Origin of the sequence: Reichenbachiella sp. (genome assembly GCF_033344935.1) — a bacterium.
Classification (GTDB): Bacteria; Bacteroidota; Bacteroidia; order Cytophagales; family Cyclobacteriaceae; genus Reichenbachiella.
This window is the reverse complement of record NZ_JAWPMM010000001.1, coordinates 2,105,016-2,130,711: the sequence shown is the minus strand read 5'-3', so window position 1 is coordinate 2,130,711 and position 25,696 is coordinate 2,105,016. Positions and strand designations below refer to the sequence as shown.

The 25,696-nt window shown below is 39.1% G+C and carries 21 protein-coding genes; 10 read left to right on the top strand and 11 right to left on the bottom strand.

All coding sequences use genetic code 11. The features are described 5' to 3' along the window. Positions 1-11: 11 nt before the first annotated feature. From R8N23_RS09165 to R8N23_RS09140, 6 genes are all read right to left on the bottom strand, one after another. Positions 12-734, bottom strand: a complete 723-nt coding sequence (locus tag R8N23_RS09165) for an ABC transporter ATP-binding protein (RefSeq protein WP_318171289.1) — start codon at positions 732-734, stop codon at positions 12-14. Positions 735-773: 39 nt separating this feature from the next. After that, positions 774-2,306, bottom strand: coding sequence for a sigma 54-interacting transcriptional regulator (locus R8N23_RS09160; protein WP_318171288.1), 1,533 nt, complete (start codon positions 2,304-2,306; stop codon positions 774-776). Then, positions 2,307-3,404, bottom strand: coding sequence for a vWA domain-containing protein (locus R8N23_RS09155; RefSeq protein WP_318171287.1), 1,098 nt, complete (start codon positions 3,402-3,404; stop codon positions 2,307-2,309). Positions 3,405-3,647: 243 nt separating this feature from the next. Next, positions 3,648-4,256, bottom strand: coding sequence for a sterol desaturase family protein (locus tag R8N23_RS09150; RefSeq protein WP_318171286.1), 609 nt, complete (start codon positions 4,254-4,256; stop codon positions 3,648-3,650). A gap of 112 nt (positions 4,257-4,368) precedes the next feature. After that, entirely contained in the window at positions 4,369-5,514 is a 1,146-nt protein-coding gene (gene bshA, locus R8N23_RS09145; RefSeq protein ID WP_318171285.1) for an N-acetyl-alpha-D-glucosaminyl L-malate synthase BshA, read from the bottom strand. Between the two features lie 88 nt (positions 5,515-5,602). Then, on the bottom strand, positions 5,603-8,308 hold the full coding sequence (locus R8N23_RS09140) for a serine hydrolase domain-containing protein (protein ID WP_318171284.1): 2,706 nt from the start codon (positions 8,306-8,308) through the stop codon (positions 5,603-5,605). A 159-nt stretch (positions 8,309-8,467) separates the two neighbouring features. On the opposite strand from R8N23_RS09140, the gene R8N23_RS09135 reads away from it, so the two are divergent. The 7 genes from R8N23_RS09135 to R8N23_RS09105 all read left to right on the top strand — a co-directional run bounded on the left by R8N23_RS09135 (position 8,468) and on the right by R8N23_RS09105 (position 13,909). Beyond that, positions 8,468-8,818 carry a hypothetical protein gene (locus tag R8N23_RS09135; RefSeq protein ID WP_318171283.1) on the top strand — a complete coding sequence of 117 codons (351 nt, stop codon included), beginning with the start codon at positions 8,468-8,470 and terminating at the stop codon, positions 8,816-8,818. Continuing rightward, entirely contained in the window at positions 8,818-10,665 is a 1,848-nt protein-coding gene (gene mutL, locus R8N23_RS09130; protein ID WP_318171282.1) for a DNA mismatch repair endonuclease MutL, read from the top strand. The genes R8N23_RS09135 and mutL overlap by 1 nt, the downstream gene beginning before the upstream one ends. Before the next feature lie 3 nt (positions 10,666-10,668). Then, positions 10,669-11,454, top strand: a complete 786-nt coding sequence (locus tag R8N23_RS09125; RefSeq protein WP_318171281.1) for a rhomboid family intramembrane serine protease — start codon at positions 10,669-10,671, stop codon at positions 11,452-11,454. Between the two features lie 56 nt (positions 11,455-11,510). Next, entirely contained in the window at positions 11,511-11,801 is a 291-nt protein-coding gene (locus tag R8N23_RS09120; protein WP_318171280.1) for a nucleotidyltransferase family protein, read from the top strand. Further along, positions 11,794-12,135: a DUF86 domain-containing protein gene (locus R8N23_RS09115; RefSeq protein WP_318171279.1), complete on the top strand. Its 342-nt coding sequence runs from the start codon at positions 11,794-11,796 to the stop codon at positions 12,133-12,135. Before R8N23_RS09120 ends, R8N23_RS09115 begins: the two co-directional genes overlap by 8 nt. Before the next feature lie 98 nt (positions 12,136-12,233). Next, entirely contained in the window at positions 12,234-13,154 is a 921-nt protein-coding gene (locus R8N23_RS09110; RefSeq protein ID WP_318171278.1) for a rhomboid family intramembrane serine protease, read from the top strand. A gap of 65 nt (positions 13,155-13,219) precedes the next feature. After that, on the top strand, positions 13,220-13,909 hold the full coding sequence (locus tag R8N23_RS09105; protein WP_318171277.1) for a hypothetical protein: 690 nt from the start codon (positions 13,220-13,222) through the stop codon (positions 13,907-13,909). Here the strand turns inward: R8N23_RS09105 and R8N23_RS09100 are convergent. Both R8N23_RS09100 and R8N23_RS09095 read right to left on the bottom strand, forming a co-directional pair. Further along, positions 13,900-15,186, bottom strand: coding sequence for a PAS domain-containing sensor histidine kinase (locus tag R8N23_RS09100; protein ID WP_318171276.1), 1,287 nt, complete (start codon positions 15,184-15,186; stop codon positions 13,900-13,902). The two genes, R8N23_RS09105 and R8N23_RS09100, sit on opposite strands and share 10 nt — an antisense overlap. Positions 15,187-15,300: 114 nt before the next feature. Next, positions 15,301-16,011 (bottom strand): TIGR04283 family arsenosugar biosynthesis glycosyltransferase, encoded by a 711-nt coding sequence (locus R8N23_RS09095; RefSeq protein ID WP_318171275.1) that lies wholly within the window; start codon positions 16,009-16,011, stop codon positions 15,301-15,303. A 166-nt stretch (positions 16,012-16,177) separates the two neighbouring features. On the opposite strand from R8N23_RS09095, the gene R8N23_RS09090 reads away from it, so the two are divergent. Beyond that, the gene (locus tag R8N23_RS09090) at positions 16,178-18,568 is read left to right on the top strand and encodes an ABC transporter permease (RefSeq protein ID WP_318171274.1); all 2,391 of its coding nucleotides are present in this window, start codon (positions 16,178-16,180) and stop codon (positions 18,566-18,568) included. Here R8N23_RS09090 and R8N23_RS09085 read toward each other — a convergent pair whose 3' ends face one another. Both R8N23_RS09085 and R8N23_RS09080 read right to left on the bottom strand, forming a co-directional pair. Then, entirely contained in the window at positions 18,569-20,038 is a 1,470-nt protein-coding gene (locus tag R8N23_RS09085) for a hypothetical protein (RefSeq protein WP_318171273.1), read from the bottom strand. 54 nt (positions 20,039-20,092) lie between these two features. Beyond that, on the bottom strand, positions 20,093-20,707 hold the full coding sequence (locus R8N23_RS09080; protein ID WP_318171272.1) for a class I SAM-dependent methyltransferase: 615 nt from the start codon (positions 20,705-20,707) through the stop codon (positions 20,093-20,095). A 119-nt stretch (positions 20,708-20,826) separates the two neighbouring features. On the opposite strand from R8N23_RS09080, the gene R8N23_RS09075 reads away from it, so the two are divergent. Both R8N23_RS09075 and R8N23_RS09070 read left to right on the top strand, forming a co-directional pair. After that, positions 20,827-22,023 (top strand): CDP-glycerol glycerophosphotransferase family protein, encoded by a 1,197-nt coding sequence (locus R8N23_RS09075; RefSeq protein ID WP_318171271.1) that lies wholly within the window; start codon positions 20,827-20,829, stop codon positions 22,021-22,023. Positions 22,024-22,044: 21 nt separating this feature from the next. Then, a complete protein-coding gene (locus R8N23_RS09070; protein ID WP_318171270.1) occupies positions 22,045-23,241 on the top strand; it encodes a glycosyltransferase in 1,197 nt (398 codons plus the stop codon). On the opposite strand, the gene R8N23_RS09065 is transcribed toward R8N23_RS09070, so the two are convergent. After that, complete coding sequence (locus R8N23_RS09065) at positions 23,238-25,685, bottom strand: YfhO family protein (protein ID WP_318171269.1); 2,448 nt, start codon at positions 25,683-25,685, stop codon at positions 23,238-23,240. The two genes, R8N23_RS09070 and R8N23_RS09065, sit on opposite strands and share 4 nt — an antisense overlap. Between the last annotated feature and the right edge of the window lie 11 nt (positions 25,686-25,696).

Here is a 25,696-nt window from a genome sequence, read left to right as displayed (position 1 = left end):
GAGTTAATAAACTATTCTACTTCCTCGACTGGAGCTACTTTTCTAATATCTATATTCCTCTCGTCGCTTTCGATCACCCCATCTCTCAAACGAATAATACGATGGGCATACTGTGCGATATCCTCTTCGTGGGTTACCATAATGATGGTATTGCCTTGCGAGTGAAGCTGTTCAAACAATTCCATGATATCATAGGAAGTTTTGGTATCCAAATTCCCGGTAGGCTCATCTGCCAGAATGATACTCGGGTTGTTTACCAATGCTCTGGCGATGGCTACTCGCTGCCTTTGACCACCGGAGAGCTCATTTGGTCTATGCAAAGCACGATCTGCTAACCCTACACCTTCTAGTACCTCAAGCGCGCGCTCCTCCCGATCGGATTTACCCATGCCGGCATAGACCAATGGCAGTGCCACATTTTCTAAGGCAGTTGATCTCGGTAACAAATTGAATGTTTGAAATACAAAGCCAATCTCTTTGTTTCTTATCTCAGCCAATTCGTTTTCATCCAGGTCAGAGACGTCATGATTGTTTAAGATGTATGTACCAGCACTTGGCGTATCCAGGCACCCAATGATATTCATCAAAGTAGACTTACCAGAACCCGATGGTCCCATAAACGCGACATATTCGCCTTTTTTGATTGAAATACTTATCGTCTTGAGCGCATGAATCGTTTCCGCACCCATCACGTATTTTCTGCCTATTTCAGTGGTCTTAATTATTTCAGACATATGCTTTATTTCTGTTAGGACGGTTTACCAATCATTCCGTTACGGCTGGTCATCAATATCTTCCCCCGGATCAGTAAAACCCGAAATCATACTTCCTAATAAATCGTCTATTCTCATTCCATTTTCCAATGGGTGTTTGCTGAGATAGCTGTATTCCACTAACCCGAACAAGACAAACTCCATTAAAAAATATTTAAAATTCTCATCCTTATTATCCTTGATCTGGTTCTTTACTAAATCCGCCAAACCAGGGATTTTATTTAACTCTTTTCTATACTCCTTTTGCGAGTAGTCATGCAACAGGTCAATCATATTGCTATTACCAAACCAATCTGCAATTGGCTTGTAAGGGTCTTTCATCTCACGATTTTTCCTCACCTGATCCGGATCAGTAAAATAATCCACAAACAAAGTTCGAATCGCTTTTCCTATTAGGTTTTGAGCTACAATACCAGCTCCCTCCTGCTCTCCTTCATACACCAGCTCGATCTTACCAGTAATAGATGGAATAATTCCGATAAAATCGGCAATACGAACATGCCCTTCTTTTTCTTTATTCTTCAAGAGGCGACGCTCCACTGCACTCACCAGGTTTTCATAACTCGAGATGGTAAGTCGAGCTGAAACCCCGCTCTTCACATCTACATACTCACTACTTCTGGCCTCTATCGCAATTTGCTCTATGAGTAGCTTGGCCAATTCATTTATTACAATATCACCAGAAGTATTTTTAGCCACAGCGGCCTCTTGCTGCGTAATTTTCAAGCCTGTCTCCACCGTCTTTGGATAATGAGTAATGATCTGACTTCCCAAACGATCCTTTAATGGGGTAACAATACTTCCCCTATTGGTGTAGTCCTCGGGATTGGCTGTAAACACGAATTGAATATCCAACGGCAGCCTCAATTTGAAACCTCGAATCTGGATATCACCTTCTTGCAGAATATTGAACAAGGCCACTTGGATTCTTGGTTGTAAATCAGGCAATTCATTAATCACAAAAATGCCGCGATGAGAACGAGGTACTAGTCCATAATGAATCACACGTTCATCTGAATAGGGCAATTTCAAAGTAGCCGCTTTGATCGGATCCACATCACCGATCAAATCGGCAATTGACACGTCTGGAGTAGCCAATTTTTCAGTGAATCGATCCTCACGATTCAACCAGCTGACTGGTGTGTCATCTCCTTTCTCCGCAATCAAGTCGATGGCATATCTCGCCAACGGCTGAAGTGGGTCATCGTTCAAATCACTGCCTTTGACAAAAGGCACCCATTCATCTAATAGTCCCACCATCATCCTTGCAATCCGTGTTTTGGCCTGACCACGAAGCCCCAGCAAATTGATATTGTGTCGTGATAAGATGGCGCGTTCAATATCTGGAACCACCGTGTCTTCGTAGCCCCAAATGCCTTCAAATACATTCTTACCTGATTGTATCGCAGAGATTAAATTTGCTCTCAATTCGTCTTTAATGGACTGCGGCTCGTAACCTGCTGCTTTAAGTTGACCTAATGTAGTAATTGCCAATTTTTCATTGACAGTTAAGTCTATATATCCTTTCGCCATTTATAAATTCTTTCTTCTATTTTTCTTAAAATCTTCAAAAACCAAATGCCCAAGCCCCTGTAAATCACTGTAATAAGCATTACCATTATTTACTGCTGTAAATTCCTTCACAAACTGCTTCAAGTAAGGATCTGACGCAATCATGAAAGTAGTAATAGGGATATTCAGTCGACGACAAGCAGCTCCCAGGTTCATCGTTTTCTTGAGTATTTTCGGGTCCAGTCCAAAACTGTTTTTATAATACTTGATACCTACTTTCATACAAGTCGGCTTACCGTCAGTAATCATAAAAATCTGCTTGTTTTGGTTTTTACGTTTGCGCAAAATATCCATGGCCAGTTCCAAACCTGCAACCGTATTTGTGTGATATGGCCCTACACTCAAATAAGGCAAATCCTTAATACTGATCTGCCAGGCATCATTCCCAAACACAATCACATCTAGAGTATCCTTTTTGTATTTACTTAGAATCAACTCCGAAAGTGCCATGGCTACTTTCTTGGCTGGGGTGATTCTGTCCTCTCCATACAAAATCATGGAATGACTGATATCAATCATCAACACCGTAGAAGTTTGTGTCTTGTATTCATTATCCACTACTTCCAGATCATCTTCAGTGAGCATAAACTCACCAAAACCATGATTGATCTGCGCATTACGTAAACTGTCAGTTATTGAGATATTATCTGGAGAATCCCCAAATTGAAAATCTCGAATATCCACTCCCTTCTCCTCTCCTCTCCCAGATATGAAGGTATTATGGTCTCCTTTTCCAGATTTTCTGAGTTTACCAAATATCTCTTCAAGCGCATTTTTCCTGAAATCATTTTCAGTCTTGGCAGTGATTTTTAGTTTCCCGGTTTTGCGCTCTTCATCCAGGTAGCCCTTTTCTCTTAACTCTTCAATGAAATCTCCGATTCCATAATTCTCGTTGGTAATGTTGTATTGCTTATCGAGATTAGTCAACCAACTTAATGCCTCATTCGGATCTCCAGAAGTAATCAGCAACAACTCTCTGAAAATATTCCATAGATTATCAAAGGTGTCGCCTGACTCCTTTTTTTCAGGAATATATTCGGTAAATCTGTAGCCTATCATTTGCTTCTTGTCTTATTAAAACTCGTAACATTAAACTGGATTAACCACTTAATGTTGGTATAATTTTAATAAATTTAATGAGGCTCGCTACTAAGTAAAAATTAGCAAATACAAATGGCAGGACGTAGACCCATATTTGCCACGTTAGTACAGGACATGATCCTCTTCATCAGAGATACTACGTTCAAAATGATTCTCGAGCCTAAACCCAAAAAGCCTAAAAAGGAAAAGAAATCTTAATACTTATTTGGTAGGCATAGTTCGGAATACCAAATCCCATATCGGTGTAGTCACACCAAAAGCTCGTTGTGGCTGCTTATAATGATGAATACCGTGGTGTACCCAGAAAAACTTGAAGAAGTTTTTTGGTGGCTGGAAAGCATGAATCATGAAATGAATCCAAAGATATCCTGCATAACCCATCAAAAAACCAGGAAGGAAGCCCCAAACTAGTTCACCCATGATCATTCTAAAAAACCAGAAGAATAAAAATGAAATAGTCAAACTTAACGGTACTGGCATGGCCAATCGATCCTTGTCTTTCGGATGATCATGATGTACGCCATGCATAGTGTATACCACCTTTTTTCTTGCAGGTGTTGTTTCTGGCATATGAAACAAAAACCTGTGCATCAGGTACTCGACAAAGGTAAAAGCAAATGTTCCCGCCAAGAAAAGCAGAATCAATGAAATTGCGTTCAAACCATATTCAGTAGCTCCTGTATATATCAAATAGGAGGAAACCGCAGAAAAAGCGATCAACGGCATTGAAATATGAGTTCTGGTTAGTTTTTCTAAGATTGGATTCTTAAAAATTTGTCCAGTACCGGAGTTTTTGGCTTTGTTTTCCATGAAACAGGTAGAATAACAATTTAAATCAAGTTTTGAACTGCAAACATATCGATAAACCTAAAACAAATGCAAAATCGAGCAATTCATTTTTAATATGACATTTATCATTAGGCTATTTAACAACAATTTTCTCTTTGAATTCTTCGATAACCTGGTTGTAATAACCTTCATACATAGGCAGAATGTTTGATAGCTCAAACTCCTTAGCTCTCTTTAAAGCGGCTGCTTTAAACTTTGGCAGATTATCCTTATCCAGTATCTGAAGGGCTTTGGCTGACATGGAATCAATATCTCCCACATCGCACAAGAATCCAGTAACACCATCTACATTCAACTCCGGCAATCCTCCAGCGTTGGTTGAGATCAATGGCACTTCGCACGCCATAGCTTCAAGTGCTGCCAATCCAAAGCTTTCTTTTTCAGAAGTCATTAGAAACAAATCAGAAACACTTAGCACCTCTTCCACTGCTTCCAATTTACCTAAAAACCGAACATCATCGATACTGCAACTCTGTTCTGCTAATTTCTCTATTCCAGACCGCTCAGGTCCGTCCCCTACCAACAACAATTTAGCAGGAACAGTTTTTCTTATTTCATTGAATACCTTAACTACGTCCTGAACTCTTTTTACTTTTCTAAAGTTAGAAGTATGAACGATCAGCATTTCTCCATTTGGGCAAATAGCTTTTTTGAAGTGATCCTTTTTTTGTTTTTTAAATCTATCCAGGTCAATAAAATTAGGAATAACCTTAATGTCCTTAGTTACTTTAAAATGATCGTAAGTATCCTTACTCAAATCACTTGACACGGCTGTAATCCCATCAGACTGATTAATAGAAAAAGTAACCACCGGCTCAAGCGAGGCATCTTTTCCTACGATTGTAATATCAGTACCATGAAGGGTAGTAATAAATGGAACATGTACTTCTTCCATTTTCAATATTTCTCTGGCCATGTATGCGGCAGAGGCATGAGGCACTGCATAATGAACATGAAATATATCGAGCTTTTCTTTTTTGGCCACCTCCACCATCTTACTGGCCAATGCAATCTCATAGGGTGGATACTGAAAGAGCGGATAGGGTTTGATATCTACTTCGTGATAAAACAGATTTTCATTAAAAAAATCTAAGCGAGTGGGTTGGGAGTAAGTAATAAAATGAACTTTATGTCCTTCCGCCGCCATAGCTTTTCCAAGTTCCGTGGCCACCACGCCAGACCCCCCGTAGGTTGGATAACAAACAACTCCTATATTCATGTATGCTCTTTCTATTGTTTATGCTTAGGCTCGGCTGTCGCGAAATTAGGTTTCTAAAGATTACCAACCCAAAATCAGCAACAATATATCAACTTCCCGAACGTGTTTCCTTTCTGACATTCAAAAACGATTCATACATCAGGTTGTGAATTTTAGTACGAGTATTGCTTTCTATAAGTTTATAATTCTGAGGATCGGGATATATTCGGTTTGAAAGGAAAATATATACCAAATTGTATTTGGGATCAGCCCAAACGAGTGTACCTGTAAATCCCGAATGACCAAAAGATTCGTCTGATGCATATTTTGATGCATTACCAACAGATGGATAGGGCTTGTCCCATCCCATCGCCCTCCTATCATTTTCATTCTTTTTAGTAGTAAATATTTGAACAGTAGAATCAGAAAAGTATCTCACTCCTCCGTAGGAACCACCCTGCAGTAGCATTTGCATGTACTTGGCTAAATCATTGGCATTAGAAAACAATCCCGCATGCCCACTCACTCCTCCCAGAAGAGCTGCATTCTTATCATGCACGATTCCTTGTAGCAACTCCGAACGGAAATACTTGTCCTCCTCCGTTGGTGCTATTTGTTCTTTGGGAAACCTGTTCAATGGATTGAAAGTTGTGAAATTCATCCCCATAGGTTGATATAATAGTCGATCCATAGATTGGTCAAAGGCACATTGGCAATTTTCTTCCACCAAGTCTTTCATCAGCATAAACCCCAAGTCGCTATATAGATAACGATAAGTGCCATCGTTGTTTGATAAACTATTGTACGAAGAACTGGTAATCCAGGATTGAATAGAATCATTCCAATTGATTGAATGATAAGAGTATTTTCTTCGCCATTTGCGTTTCTTGTATAAGAAATTGGCACTGTCCGAAAAGTATTTAGCATTACGCCAAAAGGGTATGTATGACTTTAATCCAGACTGATGAGTCAATATATCATCAACCAACAACTTCGACTTGGTGGTATCGATGTCAGACAGGTAATCTCCCAAGTATCCATCTAATTTCACTTTACCTTTGTCCATTCTCTGCATCAAGGCCGGTACAGTGGCGACTGTTTTGGTCACTGAGGCTATATCATATACGTGGTCCCATCTAACTGAAGTGAGGCTGTCATAGGTCAAATGCCCAAAGGTTTTATCATACACCACCTGACCATCTTTGACCATCATGATTTGACATCCAGGCATCATTTTTTCTCTAATAGCATGGGCAACCAAAGTATCAATTTGATCTAGTACTTTTTGATTGACGTCAGAGGTATTCTTATTAGAGTAAATCAGTCTACCGGTAGCCTTTGTAATTATACCTTTTCTGGTTTCATCTTCTTGAAAATAACCCGATAATGCTCCATAAATGGCTCTTCCACCAAATACCATTTCCACCATGACCTTCAACCTTGATTGAGAGTCTTCAGGATTCCAAATCACAGCAGCCTTTCTATTCGAATTTTTAAGGATTTCAGGATTTTCCTCAATGAACACCAAAACAGGAATCGTTCCGCTAAGTGAATCACATAAATTCATGATCTCTTCCTGATTTTCTTTCTCCCATGCAGTTAAATCCACCAAAACAACGGCATTTTTCGGCAACAATCGGGTCAATGAATCAATAGGGATTTGAAGCATGGAAGGAGAAAAATGTTTTGCCGATTTATATTTAGCTACGCTTAATTCGAAAGAGGATTTGTTTGAAATAGTCACAAATTCAATCTCTCTCAAATCACCAAAAGGTAGAAGGTTATTAAGGTCTTTCGTCAATGTAATATCCCTTAATTCAAAGCGCTGCAAGAAATTCTCCCAATCCAAAAGAGAATCCGTATTGGCTACTCCTTTTTCTACTTTATGATACAGTTGAATGTAATCTTTCACCAGATTTCTGTAAAAACCCTTGTTCGGCACACCTTCAGTAAGCAAATAGCTTCCCAAAGACTGGGGTTTGTCTTGTCTAGATACGATTGTAAACCCGACCCCATTTTCGATTTGTTTAAGCGTAGCTTGGTGATCGATGGTACGGTGAAATACGATCCGTTGATCTCCGGTCTTTTTTTGATATTTTTTGACTGACTTCTTTTCCAAGACTCCGCTTGGTTCTATATTCATCGCGCTAATCAAAATACTCTTCAAACCCTTGCTCGAAACATATGGTAAAGTATTCCCATCAATTAGTTCACTGAAATAAAAAGAGATTTTAGCATCAGTCAAACCATGTAAATATAACTGCACTTTACGCCATTCGTGGTCTGAATAGTAAGCCGGAATATTTGAAATTTGGATCATTCCAATACCCAATGATTTTAAGACTTGGGCATGGCCTCGTGCCAGTTGGTAAACCAAGCTGTCGTCAGTATAACAAGAAACGGAAAGATGATTTGGAAATGCAGGTAATCCTTGAAATGGCAATTCAAATATTTGATCAATAGAAGCGATATGAATCAACGGCTCCTTTCGCCACTTCTCATTTTCTATCATCCACTGTTTGACATCCGTCAAATCACCATTAGGAATGATGACGCCCCCGATTCCATACATGCGAATCAAACTTTCCGCCTCAACACGATCAGAAAAGTCATTGAAATCAGTTAGTTCATAGAATATGGTGGGCAATGTAGATTTTGTCTTTGCCCATTGAGTGAACAAAGTATCCTTTTCAATCGGGTTTGGCACACTAGCAAGCGAAGGTGATACCGATAGCCCTATCAACAGCAGGTAAAAAAGAAGACCAACTCTACCTGTATTTGTCCGTAATAAAATAGAAACTAAGTAAGTTTGCATACCGAATAATCAAAGTATTACTACAGGTGGATGGAAGTAGTTAGACTGAAAATTATTCATATAATAATTAACCAACGCATACCTTGCATAAAGAGTGCCATTTTTTTTCATCAATGGTAATTTATGATTTGATTTGTTGAGAATAAAGAAGAATACTTTATGAAATTTCCCTCATTGATCCGTACGAACAAATTCAGCCAGTTTCACTACGAACCGCGGTATTATGATCCCATCAAAGAGGAAATCGAAGGCAAATTGAAGGCAGCCAGAGCCAACCAAGGCAAAGAAAATTTGAATACCGGACATGCTTCCAGCATCAGCGCCGCATTTAGGAAAAGAGAGCGGAAATCAAGTCAAACTTCAGTAGTTCAAATGCTCATTGCAGCCGCTATGTTAGTCACATTTGTGGGTTGGGTATTTTATGGCAATGATGTCTTTTATATCTACTTGTTACTATCCCCACTCTATTTCTATTTCAGATTAAAGGGAAGAAATAAATCCAAAGATTAATGCCAGACATCATTAATCTACTACCAGATGCTATCGCCAACCAAATAGCAGCAGGCGAAGTAGTACAAAGACCCGCTTCGGTAGTCAAAGAACTACTTGAAAACAGCGTGGATGCAGGAGCCACAAACATCCAATTAATCATCAATGAGGCTGGGAAAGTTTTAATTCAAGTCATAGACAATGGGCTGGGCATGTCTGAAACCGACGCCCGAATGTGCTTCGAAAGACACGCTACATCTAAAATTTCAACTTCAGAGGATTTGTTCAAAATCAAAACCATGGGATTTCGCGGCGAGGCACTAGCGTCTATAGCTGCGGTAGCTCGGGTGGAACTCAAGTCAAAAACTGCTCAGGCAGAACTAGCGACTTTCATCCATATCGAAGCTTCAGAGATCAAAAAACAAGAACCTGTTTCCGCCAATCAAGGGACATCCATTGCGGTTAAGAATTTGTTTTACAACGTACCTGCCAGACGAAATTTTCTCAAAAGCAATCCGGTGGAAATGCGACATATTTTGGATGAATTTCATCGGGTAGCTTTATCCAACCCAGCCATCAGCTTTACGCTTACACAAAACGACAAAGAAATTTACCAACTGCCGGCTGGAAAACTGAGTCAGCGGATAGTCTCTCTTTTTGGTAAAAACTATCAGAAACAACTGATCACTTGTCAGGAAGAAACCCATTGGTTGAAAGTACAAGGATACATTGGCACCCCGGAATTTTGTAAAAAAACCAGAGGCGAGCAATTCTTTTTCATCAACAACCGCTTTATCAAAAGCAGTTACCTCAATCATGCCGTACAAGGAGCTTATGAAGGTATGATTCAGGAAGGTCAATTTCCATTTTATGCCTTATTCATAGAAATGGACCCTGTACATATCGACATCAATGTACACCCAACCAAAACAGAGGTAAAGTTTGACGATGAGCGTAGTGTTTATGGCATAATCAAAGCAGCCGTCAAACAAGCGCTAGGCACACACAACGTGACACCTAGTCTGGACTTTGGCTCTGATGTCAATTTCAAGAATTTGGCTATTGACAACTCACACTTCAATGCGCCTAGCAAATCCGAAGGAAACTACGGTAGTTTTAAGTCTCTGGACAAACAAGGCAAAAGCACCCGTTGGGATGAAATGTACGAACAAGCCATTGATGAGTCCAGACCCTCTCCTGCTGAGATCAGAAGAGAAGAATTAGCTGGTTTGGAAACCCCACAAATGATTTTCCAAAGTGAGGCCAACGTACAACAATCGGTAGAATTGGAAGAGGAAGAGTCTAGTGCAAAACCCATCTTAATGCACGAGAAGTTGGTACTTAAGCAAGTAAAAACTGGCGTCATGGTGGTAGATGTGATTCTAGCCCACGAGCGCATCTTGTACGAAAAGTACCTGGAGACCTTACATAAAAAATCCGGAAGCTCACAACGGAGCCTCTTTCCCGTCACTTTCGAAATGAACCCGGCAGACTTTTCATTGGTCATGGAACTCAAAGAGGAAATTAGTGCTTTGGGATTCGAATTTGAAGAGTTTGGCAAAAACACCGTTGCTATTAATGGTGTACCAGCCGACATCAAAAACATCAATGAGAAAGAGTTGTTTGAAGGATTGCTGGAGCAGTTTAAATTCAATAAATCAGAACTTTCGCTCAGCACACGAGAAAATATGGCTCGATCTATCGCAAAAAGATCCGCCAGCAAAACAAAAATCTCAAATGACAGTATAGAGTTAAGAACTTTAATCGATCGACTATTTGCTTGTCACCAACCCAACTATACGCCTAACGGCACCCCAACATTCATTATATTGGGGCTTGAAAAAATTGCAGAGTTTTTTAATCAATAGCGCATGTTTCAGCTGACACCTATCGTCAAGAATATTCTTATCATCAATGGCATCATCTTATTCTTAGAATATATTCTAAGAATAAGTTTGGCACCCATTTTTGGTGTTCACTATATTTTCTCAGACAACTTCTACATCTTTCAGTATATCACTTATATGTGGTTACATGGAGGCATATGGCACTTGTTTAGCAATATGTTTGCTGTACTGATTTTCGGGCCAATGCTCGAACGTGTATGGGGATCAAAACGATTTTTAACCTTTTATTTAATTACCGGTATTGGTGCAGGTGTATTGTATGGTGTGGTAGATACAATCGGTAAAGGCGATTTGAGTGGAGATACTGAAGCTTTTATTGCTGATCCAAATCCGGATGATTTCTATATTTATACTCACACCTATAAATCCAGAAGGTTTGACATGCTCAGAATTGAAGAATTCAACGACAAGTATTATGAAAACCCAGGGTATACCAGTCAAGCTGTTGAGGTAGTGAATACGATTTACAATGACATCACCAACATACCTATGATCGGAGCATCTGGAGCTGTATTCGGTGTGCTTCTTGCTTTTGCGATGCTCTTTCCAAATACAGAATTGATGCTGCTCTTTCCTCCCATACCGATAAAGGCAAAATATTTGGTGTTTTTCTATGGCGCTTACGAACTTTATTCAGAAATTAATCGCACTGGCGCTGATAACGTCGCGCATTTCACTCACTTGAGTGGTATGTTAATTGCCTTTCTTATTCTTAAGTATTGGCAGCGTCAGCGCGGTAATTTTTATTAAATCCATTGGTTTTATACTCATGATATGTAGTGCAAATCATTTAAATTTGATTTAGGATGAAATCTCTAGCGGAAATAAAACAAAGCCTGGGTTCACAGATGACAGCACTTTCTGCAAAGTATCCGATCAAGTCTCTAGCCATTTTTGGATCTTATGCTCGAAATGAACAGACCAAGGAGAGTGACCTTGATTTATGCGTTGAATTCAATGACAAAATAGGTTCTCAATTCATTGATCTGGCGGACGAAATTGAGGAATTCATAGGTTTCAAGGTAGATTTGGTTTCAAAGAACGGCATCAAAGATCGTTACTTTCAATCCATCAAAGATGAATTGATTTATGTCTAAAAGAGATCATAGATTGCTTCTTCTTGATATCAAAGAGGCATCTAACAAGATTATAAAGTACACTACTGATCTGAACTTAACCACCTTTCAATCAGATGACAAAACAATAGATGCTGTCGTCAGAAATTTTGAAATTATTGGCGAAGCTGCCAATCACCTAGGAGCAGAGTTCAAATCTGAACACAACCACATCCCTTGGCGAAAACTTATAGGTTTTAGAAATCGTATTGTGCATGAATATTTTGGTGTGGATATTGAAATAGTGTGGTCGATTATTGAAAATGATATCGAGGTATTACAATTTCAGATTGAAGAAATCCTAAGGGATGAATAATATCTAAGATAAGAATCTAAGGATCCTAATCAGAGATTATTTTTTCTTATCTTCTTATGAAAAATGAATTCTAAAAAGAATTAGTGAGCAAATAAATGATGGACAATTTTTTACATGAATTTAAAGATGCCTGGAGAAGGCCGAATAATGCCCTACCGCAGATTATAATTATTAATGTGATTGTGTTTCTTGTGTTGGCTGTTCTTAATGTCTTCGGTAAGATTTTTGGTTTTTCTGCAATCTCAGATTTTGTATATGATCAATTTTCCATACCACCGTTATTCGCAGACTTTATTCTAAGACCATGGACATTAATCACCTATGCATTTGCGCATAGTCTGCACAGCATCTTTCACATTTTATTCAACATGCTGGTGTTGTATTGGTTTGGCAAGCTCATCGTTGAATATCTTGGAAATCAAAAACTGATCAACCTGTATGTATTAGGGGCATTAGCGGGTGGACTACTGTATCTGTTTGTATATAATTTCGTCCCTTTCTATGCTGAGAATTCAAATTTCCACGGCATGGTAGGCGCATCTGCAGCCGTCTATGCCATCACTGTAGCTGCAGCTACCTTAGTTCCAAATTATACTTTCTTTTTACTTTTCTTTGGCCCTGTTAAAATCAAATACATAGCAGGGTTCTACATTATCATTTCCTTTCTTGGTTCTGTTGGAGGTAATGCTGGTGGTAATGTGGCTCATCTTGGAGGTGCCCTTATGGGATTCGTTTACATCAAACAATTGCAAGGCGGTACTGACTGGGGTGCGTGGATTGGAGGAGTCATGAGATTCTTCAAGAGTTTTTTTGTATCACAACCCAAAATGAAAGTAAGCAGCAATCAGAAAAAAACTAAAAGCTATTCTACAGCAAGTACCAAATCATCGTCTACCGCTAGCAACATTGCAGATCAGGCAGAAATTGATAAGATATTGGACAAGATTTCACAATCCGGATACGAGAGTCTCAGCAAGGAAGAAAAGCAGAAGCTTTTTAATGCAAGTAAGAAAGGATGAGGGGTCTATTCCAAATTCAAAAGTTGACATTCAAAATTGCTTTTAGAATCCTTCTAGTTTTGTTAATGACATCTTGCAAATCTGATGGTGATCTTATTTTTAACGACGACTTCGAATATCACGAAGTTGGTACGGCACCACTCGGCCCATGGAGCACATCTGGTAAAGGGATCGTAAAAATAGACACTACCAAAAGCCACACCGGGAATCAGTCTGTCTATTTTGAATCAGGAGAAGGATATTCCAATCGGGCATTTTTACGATTAGAAGGCACACCACTTTTCCCATTTATGTATAATCGAATCACTGGCTCTTTTTATATCTGGTTGGATGAAGCTTCTCCAGACGGCATTCACTGGACCATGGTACAAGCCACGGGTCCGGTGAAAGACGCTAATTATAAAAGTGAGGTGAGATATGGAGGTCAGCACAATCAGCGTTTTATGGCCAACTACGACACAAAGGGCAAAAAGACGGATTGTTGGCATCACTCGGCCACTACCATTCCTGAAAAGCAATGGTCCAAAATTGGCTGGCAATTCGATGGTCGAAATCAAACCATGAAGTTTTGGCTCAATAACATTTTGATAGAAGACTTAACCGTACAAGGGCAAGGCCAGGGTTGCGTATCAGAAGATCTTGATGGTCAATGGGTATTCCCAGTATTCGAAGAGTTGATGATCGGGTGGGTCGATTACCAAACTGGAGGTGGCACACGCCGATTCTGGATCGACGATGTGAAATTCTACCAATGAACCTTTGGTTTGATTCTGACAGTAAAAGTAAACTTCGTTCCGTGACCTAGGGTTGAGTCCACCCATATATTTCCTCCTGCTTCGTTAATGATTTTCTTGACTGTAGCCAGCCCTACGCCTGAGCTATCCTTAGTTGGATCCTTGTTCACCTTATTAAACAGCTTAAACATATCCTCCTGATATTCTTTGGCCACTCCAGGTCCATTATCGGCAATAGATATATGATAATAATGGTCATCCATTCTACTCGAAAACTCAATAATACATTGGTCTTTGTCGTTAAACTTGATGGCATTGCTCATCAGATTTGAAATCACTTGCTTCAGCACTGTTTCGTTGTAGCTGATTTCTGGCAGGGTGTTTTTGAAAATGAGTTTGGCTTTGCCTTTGGCTGTTAAAGTATTCGCTACTTCTTGAATAAATGGCTCTAAAAGTATTCGATCCAGTTTGGCGTCTCTACCGGTCGCCTTAGAATACTGTAATATTCCATCAATCAATGAACGCATTTTATCGTTAGTTTCATTCAGCAAAGAAAGGTATTCTCTTACCTCAGCCGGTTGGTCTTCGCTCAAAGAAGCCTCAATAATCGAAACCAATCCTTTGGCATTGTTGAGTGGAGATTTCAAATCGTGCGAAACCGTATGCGCAAAATCTTCTAAGTTTTTGTTGATACTTTCGAGTTGCAAGTGATATTCTCTGGCTTCCTCTTCCTGCAACTTCCTCTTGGTTATATCGTGTCCCATGGATAGGTAACTCACGATTTCGCCTTGACTATTGAAAAATGGAACAATGGTCGTATCCACCCAATAGCCTATCCCCTCCTTATTGAGGTTCATAATCTCGTTGTGCCAGATGTTTCCCTGGCTAATGATTTGCCACATACCATCCCAAAATATGCGTTTGTGCTGATCGGATTTAAGAATGCTATGATTTTTACCAATTAGTTCGTCCTTCTCATAACCTGATATTTGACAAAACATATCATTCACGTAGGTGATATTTCCGTTTTGGTCTCCAATACTGACGATAGAAGAAATATCCAATGCGGACTGATAACGACTTACTTCCTGAAGGGAAATTAATAATTCCTTGTTAGTCTCCTTTAGATTATCAATTTCTGATTGTCTGTCTTCAAGTGCGACGGTGACAATATTCAGAGCATCTACAATAGACGAACTGGCATCACTTTCATCAAATTCGGGCAGTTCGCTCTGCGCCCTTACCACTTCCATGTTGACGATGATATCAAATACTTCTTTGATCGTCTCCTCACTCATTCGTTTGCATAGTTGATTGAAAATTTACTTCCATATTGGGACAGGTGGACAGTAAAATTTTGCAGCCACAAGTACTACAATTTTCAAATGCTTTCAAAAATAAATAGACAGAAGTTATTCTGAACTTTGATTTTCTTGCCAATAGGCGTACGCATATCTTTTAACACTTAAACCCAGGGTAAACTGTATCCAAATCCACGTGTCTTTCAAAAACACTATGAATACATGGCCTTGCTCAAACCTTCTGGCAGAAGTGAGTATTGGAGATTTTATCAATGCCAATTTGCCAATAGCTCTTAGTGCCTTGCAAAAATAGGCTGCTTCCATAATTGGCTCGTGAGGATAACCATCCACTCGATCAAAAGCTTCCGTGCTACAAAATATTGCCTGATCCCCAAAGTAGCGATTATCTATTCGATAGCGAATCCTGTTGATCCACTCAATGATGCGGTAAACTACGCCATCTCTATTGAAACCAAACTCAAAAGCTCCTCCCACTACATCTATTTTGCTAAGTGCTTCTTTTATCTGCAAGTCAAAGTGATACGGCAAAAAAGTATCGGCGTCAAGAAAAAGCAGCATCTCCCCTTTGGCCAGTTCTACACCTCTGTTCAGCGATTTATACTTGGTTCCTGCCAAAGTGGAGTCTACTACCAGCTGATTGGTTCTTTCCTTGATCGTATTCACCGTTTCATCCCGACTCCCAGCGTCAACTACTATCACTTCTAATTCTAATTTGCCAGATTTATTCGCATGCAGTCTATCAATTGTTTTACTGACGTAATTAGCCTCGTTGAGCGTGGGGATGATGATACTAATGTCCATAAGTTAAAGATAAAACATGAGGTCCATTTGTTCTCCATCACACTATGGGTTTCAGTTTCAATCACTCCTGAACTAAGGAAATGCGTATTCTTGCTTGTCCCCACTATTTTGAATTGAACATAAACTTTACGAAATTAACTAGGTCAAAAATCAAAAACTCAAAGTCATGTTCTACCACTTCCTACTCATCAGTCTTAGACGATTTAAAAAAGATAAGTTCTTCACTTTATTGAATGTTCTCGGATTATCGTTAGGTATTGCCACTACTGTTGTCATTTTATCATTTGTTACGTTTGAATATAGTTTCGATCAATTTCATACCAAAAAGGACAATATATACCGTGTACTCACACACTGGACATCAGGAAACCGAACGGAAAAATTGTCTGTTACAGGAACCAAAATCTCTAACATAGCAACCAATGAAATTCCTGAAGTGGTGGAAACAGCCAAATTCTTCCCTGTTGGTTCCAGAGTACCCTATTCACTAAAAGTTGAAGACAAAGTGTTTCAGGAATCAAATTTTGCTTATGCTGATCCGTCATTCTTGAAAATATTTGATTTCAATCTAAAATCCGGTGATCCTAACACAGCCCTCAACGAGCCAAACTCAATTATTCTCACTGAGCAAATAGCTAATAAGTACTTTGGATCGACAGATCCAATGGGAAAAACAATCTCAGTCAATGGCGACACCGAAATGCTTATTACAGGCATTCTGTCCAATCCACCTAAAAATTCTTCTCTTCTTATCGGCGCTATTGCTTCATTTAAAAGGCTGGAGGGTCGATATGGGATTGGATGGTTTCCTATGAACTTCATGACCTTTATTCAATTACAAGATCAAACGGATACAGATAAAATTGCTGACTTCTTTCTTGCTAAAGCTCAGAAAGACATGACTGGCGACATGGCGGCAGATGCAGCTGGAATCAATTTTAGTTTGCAATCATTATCCGATATACACATGCAGAAAGGAATGGCTGCTGACATAGGAAAGCGAGGCAATAGTAAAAATACCATAGCCTTTTTATTCATTGGAGCCTTCATTCTGGCTATTGCCTGTATCAATTACATCAATCTGACCACGGCACAAAGTGAGAAAAAAGCTAAAGAAGTTGGGATACGCAAGGTACTTGGCAGCAGCAGGCAATCACTTGTCAAACGGTATTTGGGAGAGACTGCAATTCTGACGTTTCTTTCCATATTACTAGCTATAGCATTTGCGGAACTTGCTTTACCATATATCAATCAGGTGATTGGTACTGAGATTCCATTTGACATTACCAATGGCTGGTTTTGGCCTACATTTTTGTTTACTCTTTTTGTAATCATAACGGCACTAGCCGGTAGTTACCCTGCCTTATTCTTATCATCTTTTCAACCCGTTTCGGTATTGAAAGGCACGTTTCTATCGGCCAGGTCAGGAGATAAGTTTAGAAAAATTCTCGTGGTCTTTCAATTCTCCATCTCCATTTTTTTAATTATTGGCACGATAGTAATCTACAAGCAAGTCATGTATGGCAGCCAAAAGCAGCTAGGTTTTGACCAGGAACAAATCATAGTAGTACCGTTGGCAGACCAGGCATCATTTGACAAACTTGAGGCAATTGAGGCCAGTTTGAATAGTCACCCCGCGATACAAAGCACCGCTAAAGTCTCCGAAGTCTTGGGAAATATCAGAGCTGGCTACGGTTTTGATGCCGAAGGTTTAATCAGCAAAGAAAACAATAATTGTACAGGATTTTCGGTAGACCGAAATGGTCTCAAAACCATGGGACTGAATCTTATTGCGGGATCAGATTTCACACGTACTTCTGAGAATGATTCCGTCTGGCATTACATAGTTAATCGCCAATTGATTAATGACATTGGATGGACACCGGAAGAAGCCATTGGCAAAGACTTTAGAATGACTCCTTTGCCTTTTGGTAAATTGATTGGGGTGGTTGAAGACTTTCACTTTGCTTCGCTTCACGAAAAAATTGGACCTGTGGTGCTAACCTATATAGATCATGAAATAAGTAATCTGTATGTACGAACAACTCCAAACCAGTCGCAAGCTGCCATGGACCACATTTTTATTACATTCAACGATATCGTTCCTGATAGCCCTATCGAACCGAGCTTTTTGGTCAGTGAGTTAGACGAACTTTACCAAAGCGAAAAAAGAACTGCCTATCTATTAATTCTATTCACTGGATTGAGCATCTTCATTGGATGTCTCGGTCTACTTGGATTAACTGCTTTTCTTGTGGAGAAAAAAAACAAGGAGATCGGTATCCGAAAAATTATGGGAGCCAGTATTACTCAAATTGTGAAGAACCTATCCTGGCGATTTATCAGCCTGATACTTATTGCTAATATCATCGTCACTCCTATTGCCTTCATCGCGCTAAATAGCTGGCTGGATAACTATGCCTATACCATTTCAATCGGTTGGGATATTTTCGTAATCACTGGTTTCTGCGCAATGGCAATTGGTTTCATTACAGTATTTTATCACAGTTACAAAGCCGCTACAGCAAATCCAGCAGATGCAATAAGGAGTGAATAATTAGGACTTTAGCAAAAGCTGAATTTTTTTGTAAATCGGGTATATACCCAGTTTGACTAACGCATTAATTATTTGATATTTCCTGCTGCCATTTATGGGTTCTTGAAGAGCCTCTGGGCATAGTTTTTCTATCAATTTTCTATGAAATGTCGAATTGAATCTCCCCCGATATTTTTCATCCACTGCTAGAAAGTTTATCATTAAATTTCTGCAGTTGAAAGGAGAAAAATCCTCAATCACATTACCCAAAGAGGAGCGTCCATTGGCCAGCCAGTTACCCATTTTTTCTTCCCAATAGAACATGTCCAAGGTATTGTATCCATTTTGATCAAAAAACTCACGGCTTTCGGCCAACCATTGGGCATAAACTTTTGATACAAATGGGTTACTCTTGAATTTACTTAACGTTGCCAGTTTATTTCCTGAAAGATTCTTAGGATCAGCTTCATAGTGATAGTAGTTACGAGAAAACTCACTCACTGAAGTTATATTTAAATGATTACTTCGATTTACTAATGTTTCATACCTAAACTCTGAATGACGTGCATACATCAATTCCACATTTTTAAGCATAATTTCCTTTTCCTCCTTAGATGCTTCTCGCCCATCACTTATGACATGAAATGGAAGTCCAAGTTTTTCCATCAATCTTGTAGGAGTAGAAATATCTAAGTCATTTGATTCCATATCTTCAGATTGGAAAATGAAATAAAATACATCTTGAGAAACCTCTCTACTTGCTGCCAACATTATTCTACTATCCATTCCTGCCGTTACAGCAATCATCAATGGATATCTCCTAACCATAGCCTTAAAAAAACCCCTTAAGTAAAATGCAGATTTATTAACAGCTGCCTCAATCTCAACTTTATCCAAGGGTTCATTAGGGAAATATCGTACCGCTCTGCCACTTCGTAAATCGAGGTAGTGATTGGGTTGCAAATGTTCCAATCCTTCATATTGTGTAGTATTCGAAATTCGCTCTTTCCTTTCTGCGAATAATGGAGAAGAATAAAACGCTGACCCTAAGACATCCGAAGTTGGCTCAAGCTTCTTGTATTGGTCAAATAATGTCGGTTGGGAAGCACATGGTGTATTTGGTTGTCCTTTCCAATAAAACACTTCTCTCAACCCTACAGCATCATGAAACAGCTTGAAGTCATCACTATCATCATAAATCAGTACAAATTTTCCTGCGAGTTCAAAAGTAGCTTTCAATACTTCATCAAAAGAAGTTTCATTTGAAAGACCTTGAAGTATTTCTTTGTTTGACTTATTAGGATGGTGAGGATCAAAAAAATCTCCTACTAAGGTCAATTTTCGATCTTCCATGATGACCTGATTTAAGTCAAGGTTGGGATGTACATAAAGAGTTAAGCTATGTCCTACAACTTTTTGATTCCAACCCATTAAAATACTTACAGGCTCATCACACAACAAGTATTGTCTATTAAAGTGAAGTTCATCCATAGCGCTATAAGAATAATCGGAAGTCACAATATATAAGAACTACAAACCCCAATACTAGCTTCTTGTTGCTACCACTCTAATCACTGCTGGGTCTTCATTTTTATATACAGCAAACCCCTTCGATTCTTCTGAGTATTCAATTTTAAAACCAAGTGTTTCCAGCTCTTTAGTAAGTTCATCAATTCTCACAAATCTTCTATAATGATCTGTAACAAAAGCATCTCTTTCCACTTCTGTTCCCTCACCATATAATTCGTCATGAATACTACGAACTTCAATGCAAAGTTTGCCTCCAACGTTCAGTGAATCAAATGCCCAAGTTAATGTTTGTGAAGCCTGCTTTTCGGATACGGAATGCAAAGTGAATCGAGAATAGATATTGTCAAACTTTCCGAGTTCACCTAGAGTCGTAAAATCTTTTACCTCAAATTTTCCACCTTCGAGCTTTAAATCTTTCAATCTACCAATAGTAGTCTGACATTGATCCGTCCCAAAAACTTCCAACTTGTTTTTGATGAAATATATGCTATCTCGACCATTTCCACACCCAAGTTCAACAAGAGATCCAGACAGGTGATGCTCTTTAATTACATATTGTGCAAAGGGAGAAGGCTCCAAAATGCCTTTTTTCTTCGAATAAAAGTCTTCCCAAAATTCTTTATCACTCATAGATTTACGTTTCAAGTGGCGAAGATATCAATCTATTAGTTATTACATAAGTCAATTTCTATCTTTGACGCCTATAAATCAAAAGATATCAGTCACTACCTTCATTTCACCTCTTAAATATGAGTCCAGTCAGTTGGTTTAGAAAGCCCATCATCGGTTATTTATTGAGGACTTTCATGTTTACTCTGCAAAAAGCATCCGGTATTTTTATTAAAAAATCAGACACCATTTTCATTGCAGCTCCTCAAGGTTTTCGGTTTGCTGACAATTCAAGTTTTTTGTTCAGATATCTTCACCTAAAAAAAGTCAAATGCTATTACATGGTCAACCGAAAGGAAGATTTCATCCACCTATCAAAGACCTATGGTCCGCAAATTATATATGCCTATTCTTTTCGGGCCTTTATCCTATTTGTGAAATCTAAGTGCCTGGTTTACGCTTATGCCGATTGGGATTTTCATCCCTTTCAGGTGAGCAGAGATAAGCTGGTTATCAATCTCTGGCATAGCATTTCTATTAAAAAGCTGGGACTAGCGGCTGGCATGAACAAAATCCATGCGCTCAAGCTAAAAAAAGAAATGGAATTAATAGATGCCTTTGTGGCTAGCTCGAAGAAAGAGGCAGACTCACTCGATGACTGCTTTGGACTGAAATCAGATAAAATACTGATTTCTGGAACCCCGAGAAATGATTATTTGCTTAATGAACAACCCAATCAAGTATTAGCGAATAAAAATCCTGAATTAACCAAACGTACAATTCTCTATTGTCCGACTTTCCGAAACAACGGCATCACTAACTTACTACCATTCAATGATTTTGATTTGAATGAGTTGGATGCTTTTTTAGGGGCTAATCACACCAATCTATTGGTCAGGAAACATCATCGGGAATGGTATTATCAAAAAGCTTTGGGCTATGATGAATTGACAGAATGCAAAAATATATTCAAAGCTGGACAAAGCGAATATCCAGAAGTACAAGAACTGCTACCACACATCGACATACTGATGACTGATTACTCTGGCATTTACTTTGATTTTCTTCTGCTGGATAGACCTATGATCTTTGCCCCATACGACATAGATAGTTTTGGGAAGAGACCCGGATTTTTGTTTGATTACGATCAAAATACACCTGGCGTCAAAGTGAAAAACACAGCAGAATTTAAAGCAGAGCTATCGGATTTATTCAACGGTGTTGATAAGTATGACACTCAGCGTAAATCTGTAAAAGATGAGTTTCACCGCTATCAGGATGGTAAGTCCTCTCAAAGAATATTAGATTACATCCAATCTCACAAAAAATTCAATTAGGGAGTATTGAGCAACTTCGATATGCAAAACACAATCATTGGAATGATTTTTCATGGCGAGTATCCGACTCACCCCAGGATAGAAAACCAAGCCCTGCATCTGATTTCAGAGAGTGCTGAAATCCACCTCTTTTGTGTCACATATCAGAAAGAAAAGGCTGGAATAGAGGAACATAAAGGTATCAAAGTACATCGAACTTTTTTACCCAGCTGGATGTACAAATTATCTGCACTTGCCTACACATTTCCGCTCTATCACAGATTGATGCGCTCGCATCTACAGCGATTTATCAGAAATAGCAAAGCACAAGCCCTACATCTTCACAATATGAATTTGGCCCAACCTATTTTTGACATCAACAAGTCGACGAACCTGCCCATCATTCTGGATTTACATGAGAATATTCCTGAAATCATGAAATTCTACCCCCACCTTCAAAGTGGATTTGGTAAAGCATTGATCAAACCATCAGTTTGGAAGAAAAAAGAAGAAGAATTCATCTTAAAGTCTGATGGTATTATTGTAGTTACTAGTGATGCAAAAAACGAACTGGAACAAAGAACAGGAGTCGATGACAACAAAACATTAGTGCTCCCAAATTTTACTGACCCATCGTTCATAAAGAAGGAATACAGCACTAAGCTTATCCAAAAGTTTAAAGGCAATTTCAATGCTATTTACATAGGAGATACCGGTAAGAGAAGAGGATTAGAATCTGTAATAAAAGCTATTCCAGCAATACTCAAAAAGATTCCTAATTTCCATCTAATCGTTGTCGGTGCGAGCAATAATGATAAGGCTCTTCACGAATTAGCTAATCAATTGAAAGTAGATAGGCACATCTCGTTTGAAGGATGGCAACCGGAAAGCCTACTCTCGGATTACATCTACCTTTCCGATATAGGTATCTGCCCGTTGCTCAGAAATACTCATCACGACACAACCTATGCAAATAAATTATTCCAGTATGCCATGCTCGGAAAACCTATTTTAGCTAGTGACTGCACAGCTCAAAAAAATCTTATTGAAAGCGAGAAGTGGGGACTCATCCATGAATCAGACAACTCGATAGACTTTGCCAATCAATTCATTCAACTCTACAACGATAACTCGTCGCGAATTGAGTTTGGTAAAAATGGAGCCAAGGCTATTGCCAATAAATACAACTACCCTTCCAGCGAATTTGGTATAGCCTACTACCAGAAACTAATTAACTAAAGACCGCCTTTTCTATACGAAATCCCAATAGCTCCAAAAAATAGCAAAATTAAAACCGCACTTGAGGCTCCAGAAATCACATTCCCCAAATAATAAGATTGAGGTTTATACTCGAAAATGATATCATGCTCTCCCTCGGGAATTTCCAATGCACGAAGAACATAATTGGCTCTTAGAATTTCAGCCTCTTTACCATCGATAGTGGCTATCCAGCCTTTTGGATAGTATATTTCAGAAAAGACCGCCAAGCCACTACCAGTGTTTGTTGACTTGTATTTGAGGTAATTGGGGCGGTACTCTTCAAGTGTAATTTCACCCTCAGTAGACGGCACAAAATCTGAGACTTCAAATTTTGATTCGTCAAATACCGCAGTCGTTTTAGTATCAATCTGAACGACTTCATTAATTTCCTCATCAGCACTTCCTACTTCAATCACATCACTAACAAACCAGGCATTACCATTAGCTGAAGGATTGGGAATAACCGCATTGGCGGTATTGCCAGCGAGAAAATATTTTGCATTCAGCATATTTAAGACTCCAATCTGATCAAATCTCGGATTACCATTTTGTAATCCATTGATTAACTCTGAAGTTTCGGGTGAAATCGCATATTCGATGAGGTCCTGATACCTTCTCATTTTTGCTCCATGGTAGCCTCCTATTGACTGATGGAAGTAAGAGGTTTTGGCATCGTTGAATCCATTAATCAAATTGTATACTCTATAACTTACATCACTGTCCTTTAAAATTCTCTGGTCAGCTTCAGAAGGCGCAAACCCATGATTTTTCGATTTCCTTTCAAAAGAATCATTAGAAATGAATCGCTTACTTACCGTAAACATGTCCAAACCAACCAGGCATACAATGGCAATCACAGCAATTTGACTTTTCAATTTCTCCTTGAGACTCAACCAAATTAATACGGCGGTCGCTGTAACAAAAAAGAATGTTCGCCAAGCATCTGCTTGAAGCAAACTTTGTCGATCTTCTTTCAAAGCGCTAAGAAACCATTCAGGATAAGCTGCGAGCTGCTGATCTACCGCACCGGAGTATCCACCCATCCCAGCAAATAGTGCTGACAATAATGCAAATCCTCCTGTAGCTGCAAATGCAATCAGCAATTTTCGCTGCAACTGTTTTGACCAACTCATTGAGAAAACTTTTTCTAACCCTAAGAAGCCCCCAGTAATCAAACAGCATATGGTCATAATTATGGTGAATGTGACGGACCTGAATTTATTATACCCAGGCAAGTAATCGAACAGTAGATAGTTGAGGGATGCAAAATTGCTACCCCAGCTCAGCAAAATACCAACAACGGCGCCCGTCAACAACCAATATTTCAATCTCCCGTCCAATACTAACATACTCAACACAAAAAGGAATACCACAATAGCTCCAGCATAATAAGGAGCGGTTAATGGTTGGTCACCCCAATAAGCAGGAGCATTTTCCACCTGCCCCGCAATTTGTCTTCTGTCCAACCCATTTTTACGCAAGGCTTCTTCAAGGTTGGAATTATTTCCTAAATCCTGTCGAGATGATCCACCAAAGAAATTGGGGATAAACAATACAATCGGTTCAAATATCCCATTGCTATATTGAAAGGCATAACTTTTATCCAAACCTGATGATCGGTCATTGGCATCAGCGGAAAGTTCTGTTTTTCCTCGAATTGAATATGGACTATACTCAATGACTGTCCATAATTTTCCAAAATTTGCCCCCACAGCGAGCAATGCTGCAATAACTAATAGGCCAATTGTCTTAAAAAATTCCTTTTGTGTATTCTGTTTGATTGAAGTAATCAATGCGAATATTCCATAGAGCACCGTTAAAATAAGTAGATAGTAGGTGATCTGCAGGTGATTAAACTTGAGTTGCATTGCCAAGCCCAACGCAGTGAGTATAGCACCCCAAATTCTGTTTCTGTCGATAGCTAAATGAATTCCACCAAGCACTAGTGGCATGAAAGCAACGGCAGCTACTTTCATATTATGACCTGCTCCTACACTAATGATAATAAAACCAGTAAAACCAAAAGCCAAAGCCGCAGCTATAGCCAATCCAGCTCTAACCCTAAAACATCGCATCGTGATATAAAAAGAAAGCAATGCTGTAAAGACCAAATACAAAGGATTGGGTAATCCAAGCTTGTAGATTTTATATGGATAATTCAGCAATTCCCCTGAAAACTTAATACTAACTAAGTAAGCGGGCATTCCACCAAACATTGAATTAGTCCAGAGTCCCTCCTCTCCTGTTTTTTCACGGTAATCAATGAGCTCTTGAGCTCCGCCTCTCCATTGCGTGATATCATGCTGTGGAAGTTCCTTGTCTTCAAAAACAACCGGTGCGAAGAAAACTAAAGTGATGATTAGAAATATGAATACCGCAATGGCGTGCGGCAAAATGTCTTTCTTGAAATTGAGATTTAGCATAAATCTGGTGA

Coding starts and splice junctions, on each gene's coding strand:
- R8N23_RS09135 (WP_318171283.1), top strand. CDS start 8,468: ATGAAATTTCCCTCATTGATCCGTACGAACAAATTCAGCCAGTTTCAC.
- R8N23_RS09155 (WP_318171287.1), bottom strand. CDS start 3,404: ATGATAGGCTACAGATTTACCGAATATATTCCTGAAAAAAAGGAGTCA.
- R8N23_RS09065 (WP_318171269.1), bottom strand. CDS start 25,685: ATGCTAAATCTCAATTTCAAGAAAGACATTTTGCCGCACGCCATTGCG.
- R8N23_RS09100 (WP_318171276.1), bottom strand. CDS start 15,186: ATGAGTGAGGAGACGATCAAAGAAGTATTTGATATCATCGTCAACATG.
- R8N23_RS09090 (WP_318171274.1), top strand. CDS start 16,178: ATGTTCTACCACTTCCTACTCATCAGTCTTAGACGATTTAAAAAAGAT.
- R8N23_RS09105 (WP_318171277.1), top strand. CDS start 13,220: ATGACATCTTGCAAATCTGATGGTGATCTTATTTTTAACGACGACTTC.
- R8N23_RS09075 (WP_318171271.1), top strand. CDS start 20,827: ATGAGTCCAGTCAGTTGGTTTAGAAAGCCCATCATCGGTTATTTATTG.
- R8N23_RS09160 (WP_318171288.1), bottom strand. CDS start 2,306: ATGGCGAAAGGATATATAGACTTAACTGTCAATGAAAAATTGGCAATT.
- mutL (WP_318171282.1), top strand. CDS start 8,818: ATGCCAGACATCATTAATCTACTACCAGATGCTATCGCCAACCAAATA.
- R8N23_RS09095 (WP_318171275.1), bottom strand. CDS start 16,011: ATGGACATTAGTATCATCATCCCCACGCTCAACGAGGCTAATTACGTC.
- R8N23_RS09110 (WP_318171278.1), top strand. CDS start 12,234: ATGGACAATTTTTTACATGAATTTAAAGATGCCTGGAGAAGGCCGAAT.
- R8N23_RS09080 (WP_318171272.1), bottom strand. CDS start 20,707: ATGAGTGATAAAGAATTTTGGGAAGACTTTTATTCGAAGAAAAAAGGC.
- R8N23_RS09150 (WP_318171286.1), bottom strand. CDS start 4,256: ATGGAAAACAAAGCCAAAAACTCCGGTACTGGACAAATTTTTAAGAAT.
- R8N23_RS09120 (WP_318171280.1), top strand. CDS start 11,511: ATGAAATCTCTAGCGGAAATAAAACAAAGCCTGGGTTCACAGATGACA.
- R8N23_RS09165 (WP_318171289.1), bottom strand. CDS start 734: ATGTCTGAAATAATTAAGACCACTGAAATAGGCAGAAAATACGTGATG.
- R8N23_RS09140 (WP_318171284.1), bottom strand. CDS start 8,308: ATGCAAACTTACTTAGTTTCTATTTTATTACGGACAAATACAGGTAGA.
- R8N23_RS09125 (WP_318171281.1), top strand. CDS start 10,669: ATGTTTCAGCTGACACCTATCGTCAAGAATATTCTTATCATCAATGGC.
- bshA (WP_318171285.1), bottom strand. CDS start 5,514: ATGAATATAGGAGTTGTTTGTTATCCAACCTACGGGGGGTCTGGCGTG.
- R8N23_RS09070 (WP_318171270.1), top strand. CDS start 22,045: ATGCAAAACACAATCATTGGAATGATTTTTCATGGCGAGTATCCGACT.
- R8N23_RS09115 (WP_318171279.1), top strand. CDS start 11,794: ATGTCTAAAAGAGATCATAGATTGCTTCTTCTTGATATCAAAGAGGCA.
- R8N23_RS09085 (WP_318171273.1), bottom strand. CDS start 20,038: ATGGATGAACTTCACTTTAATAGACAATACTTGTTGTGTGATGAGCCT.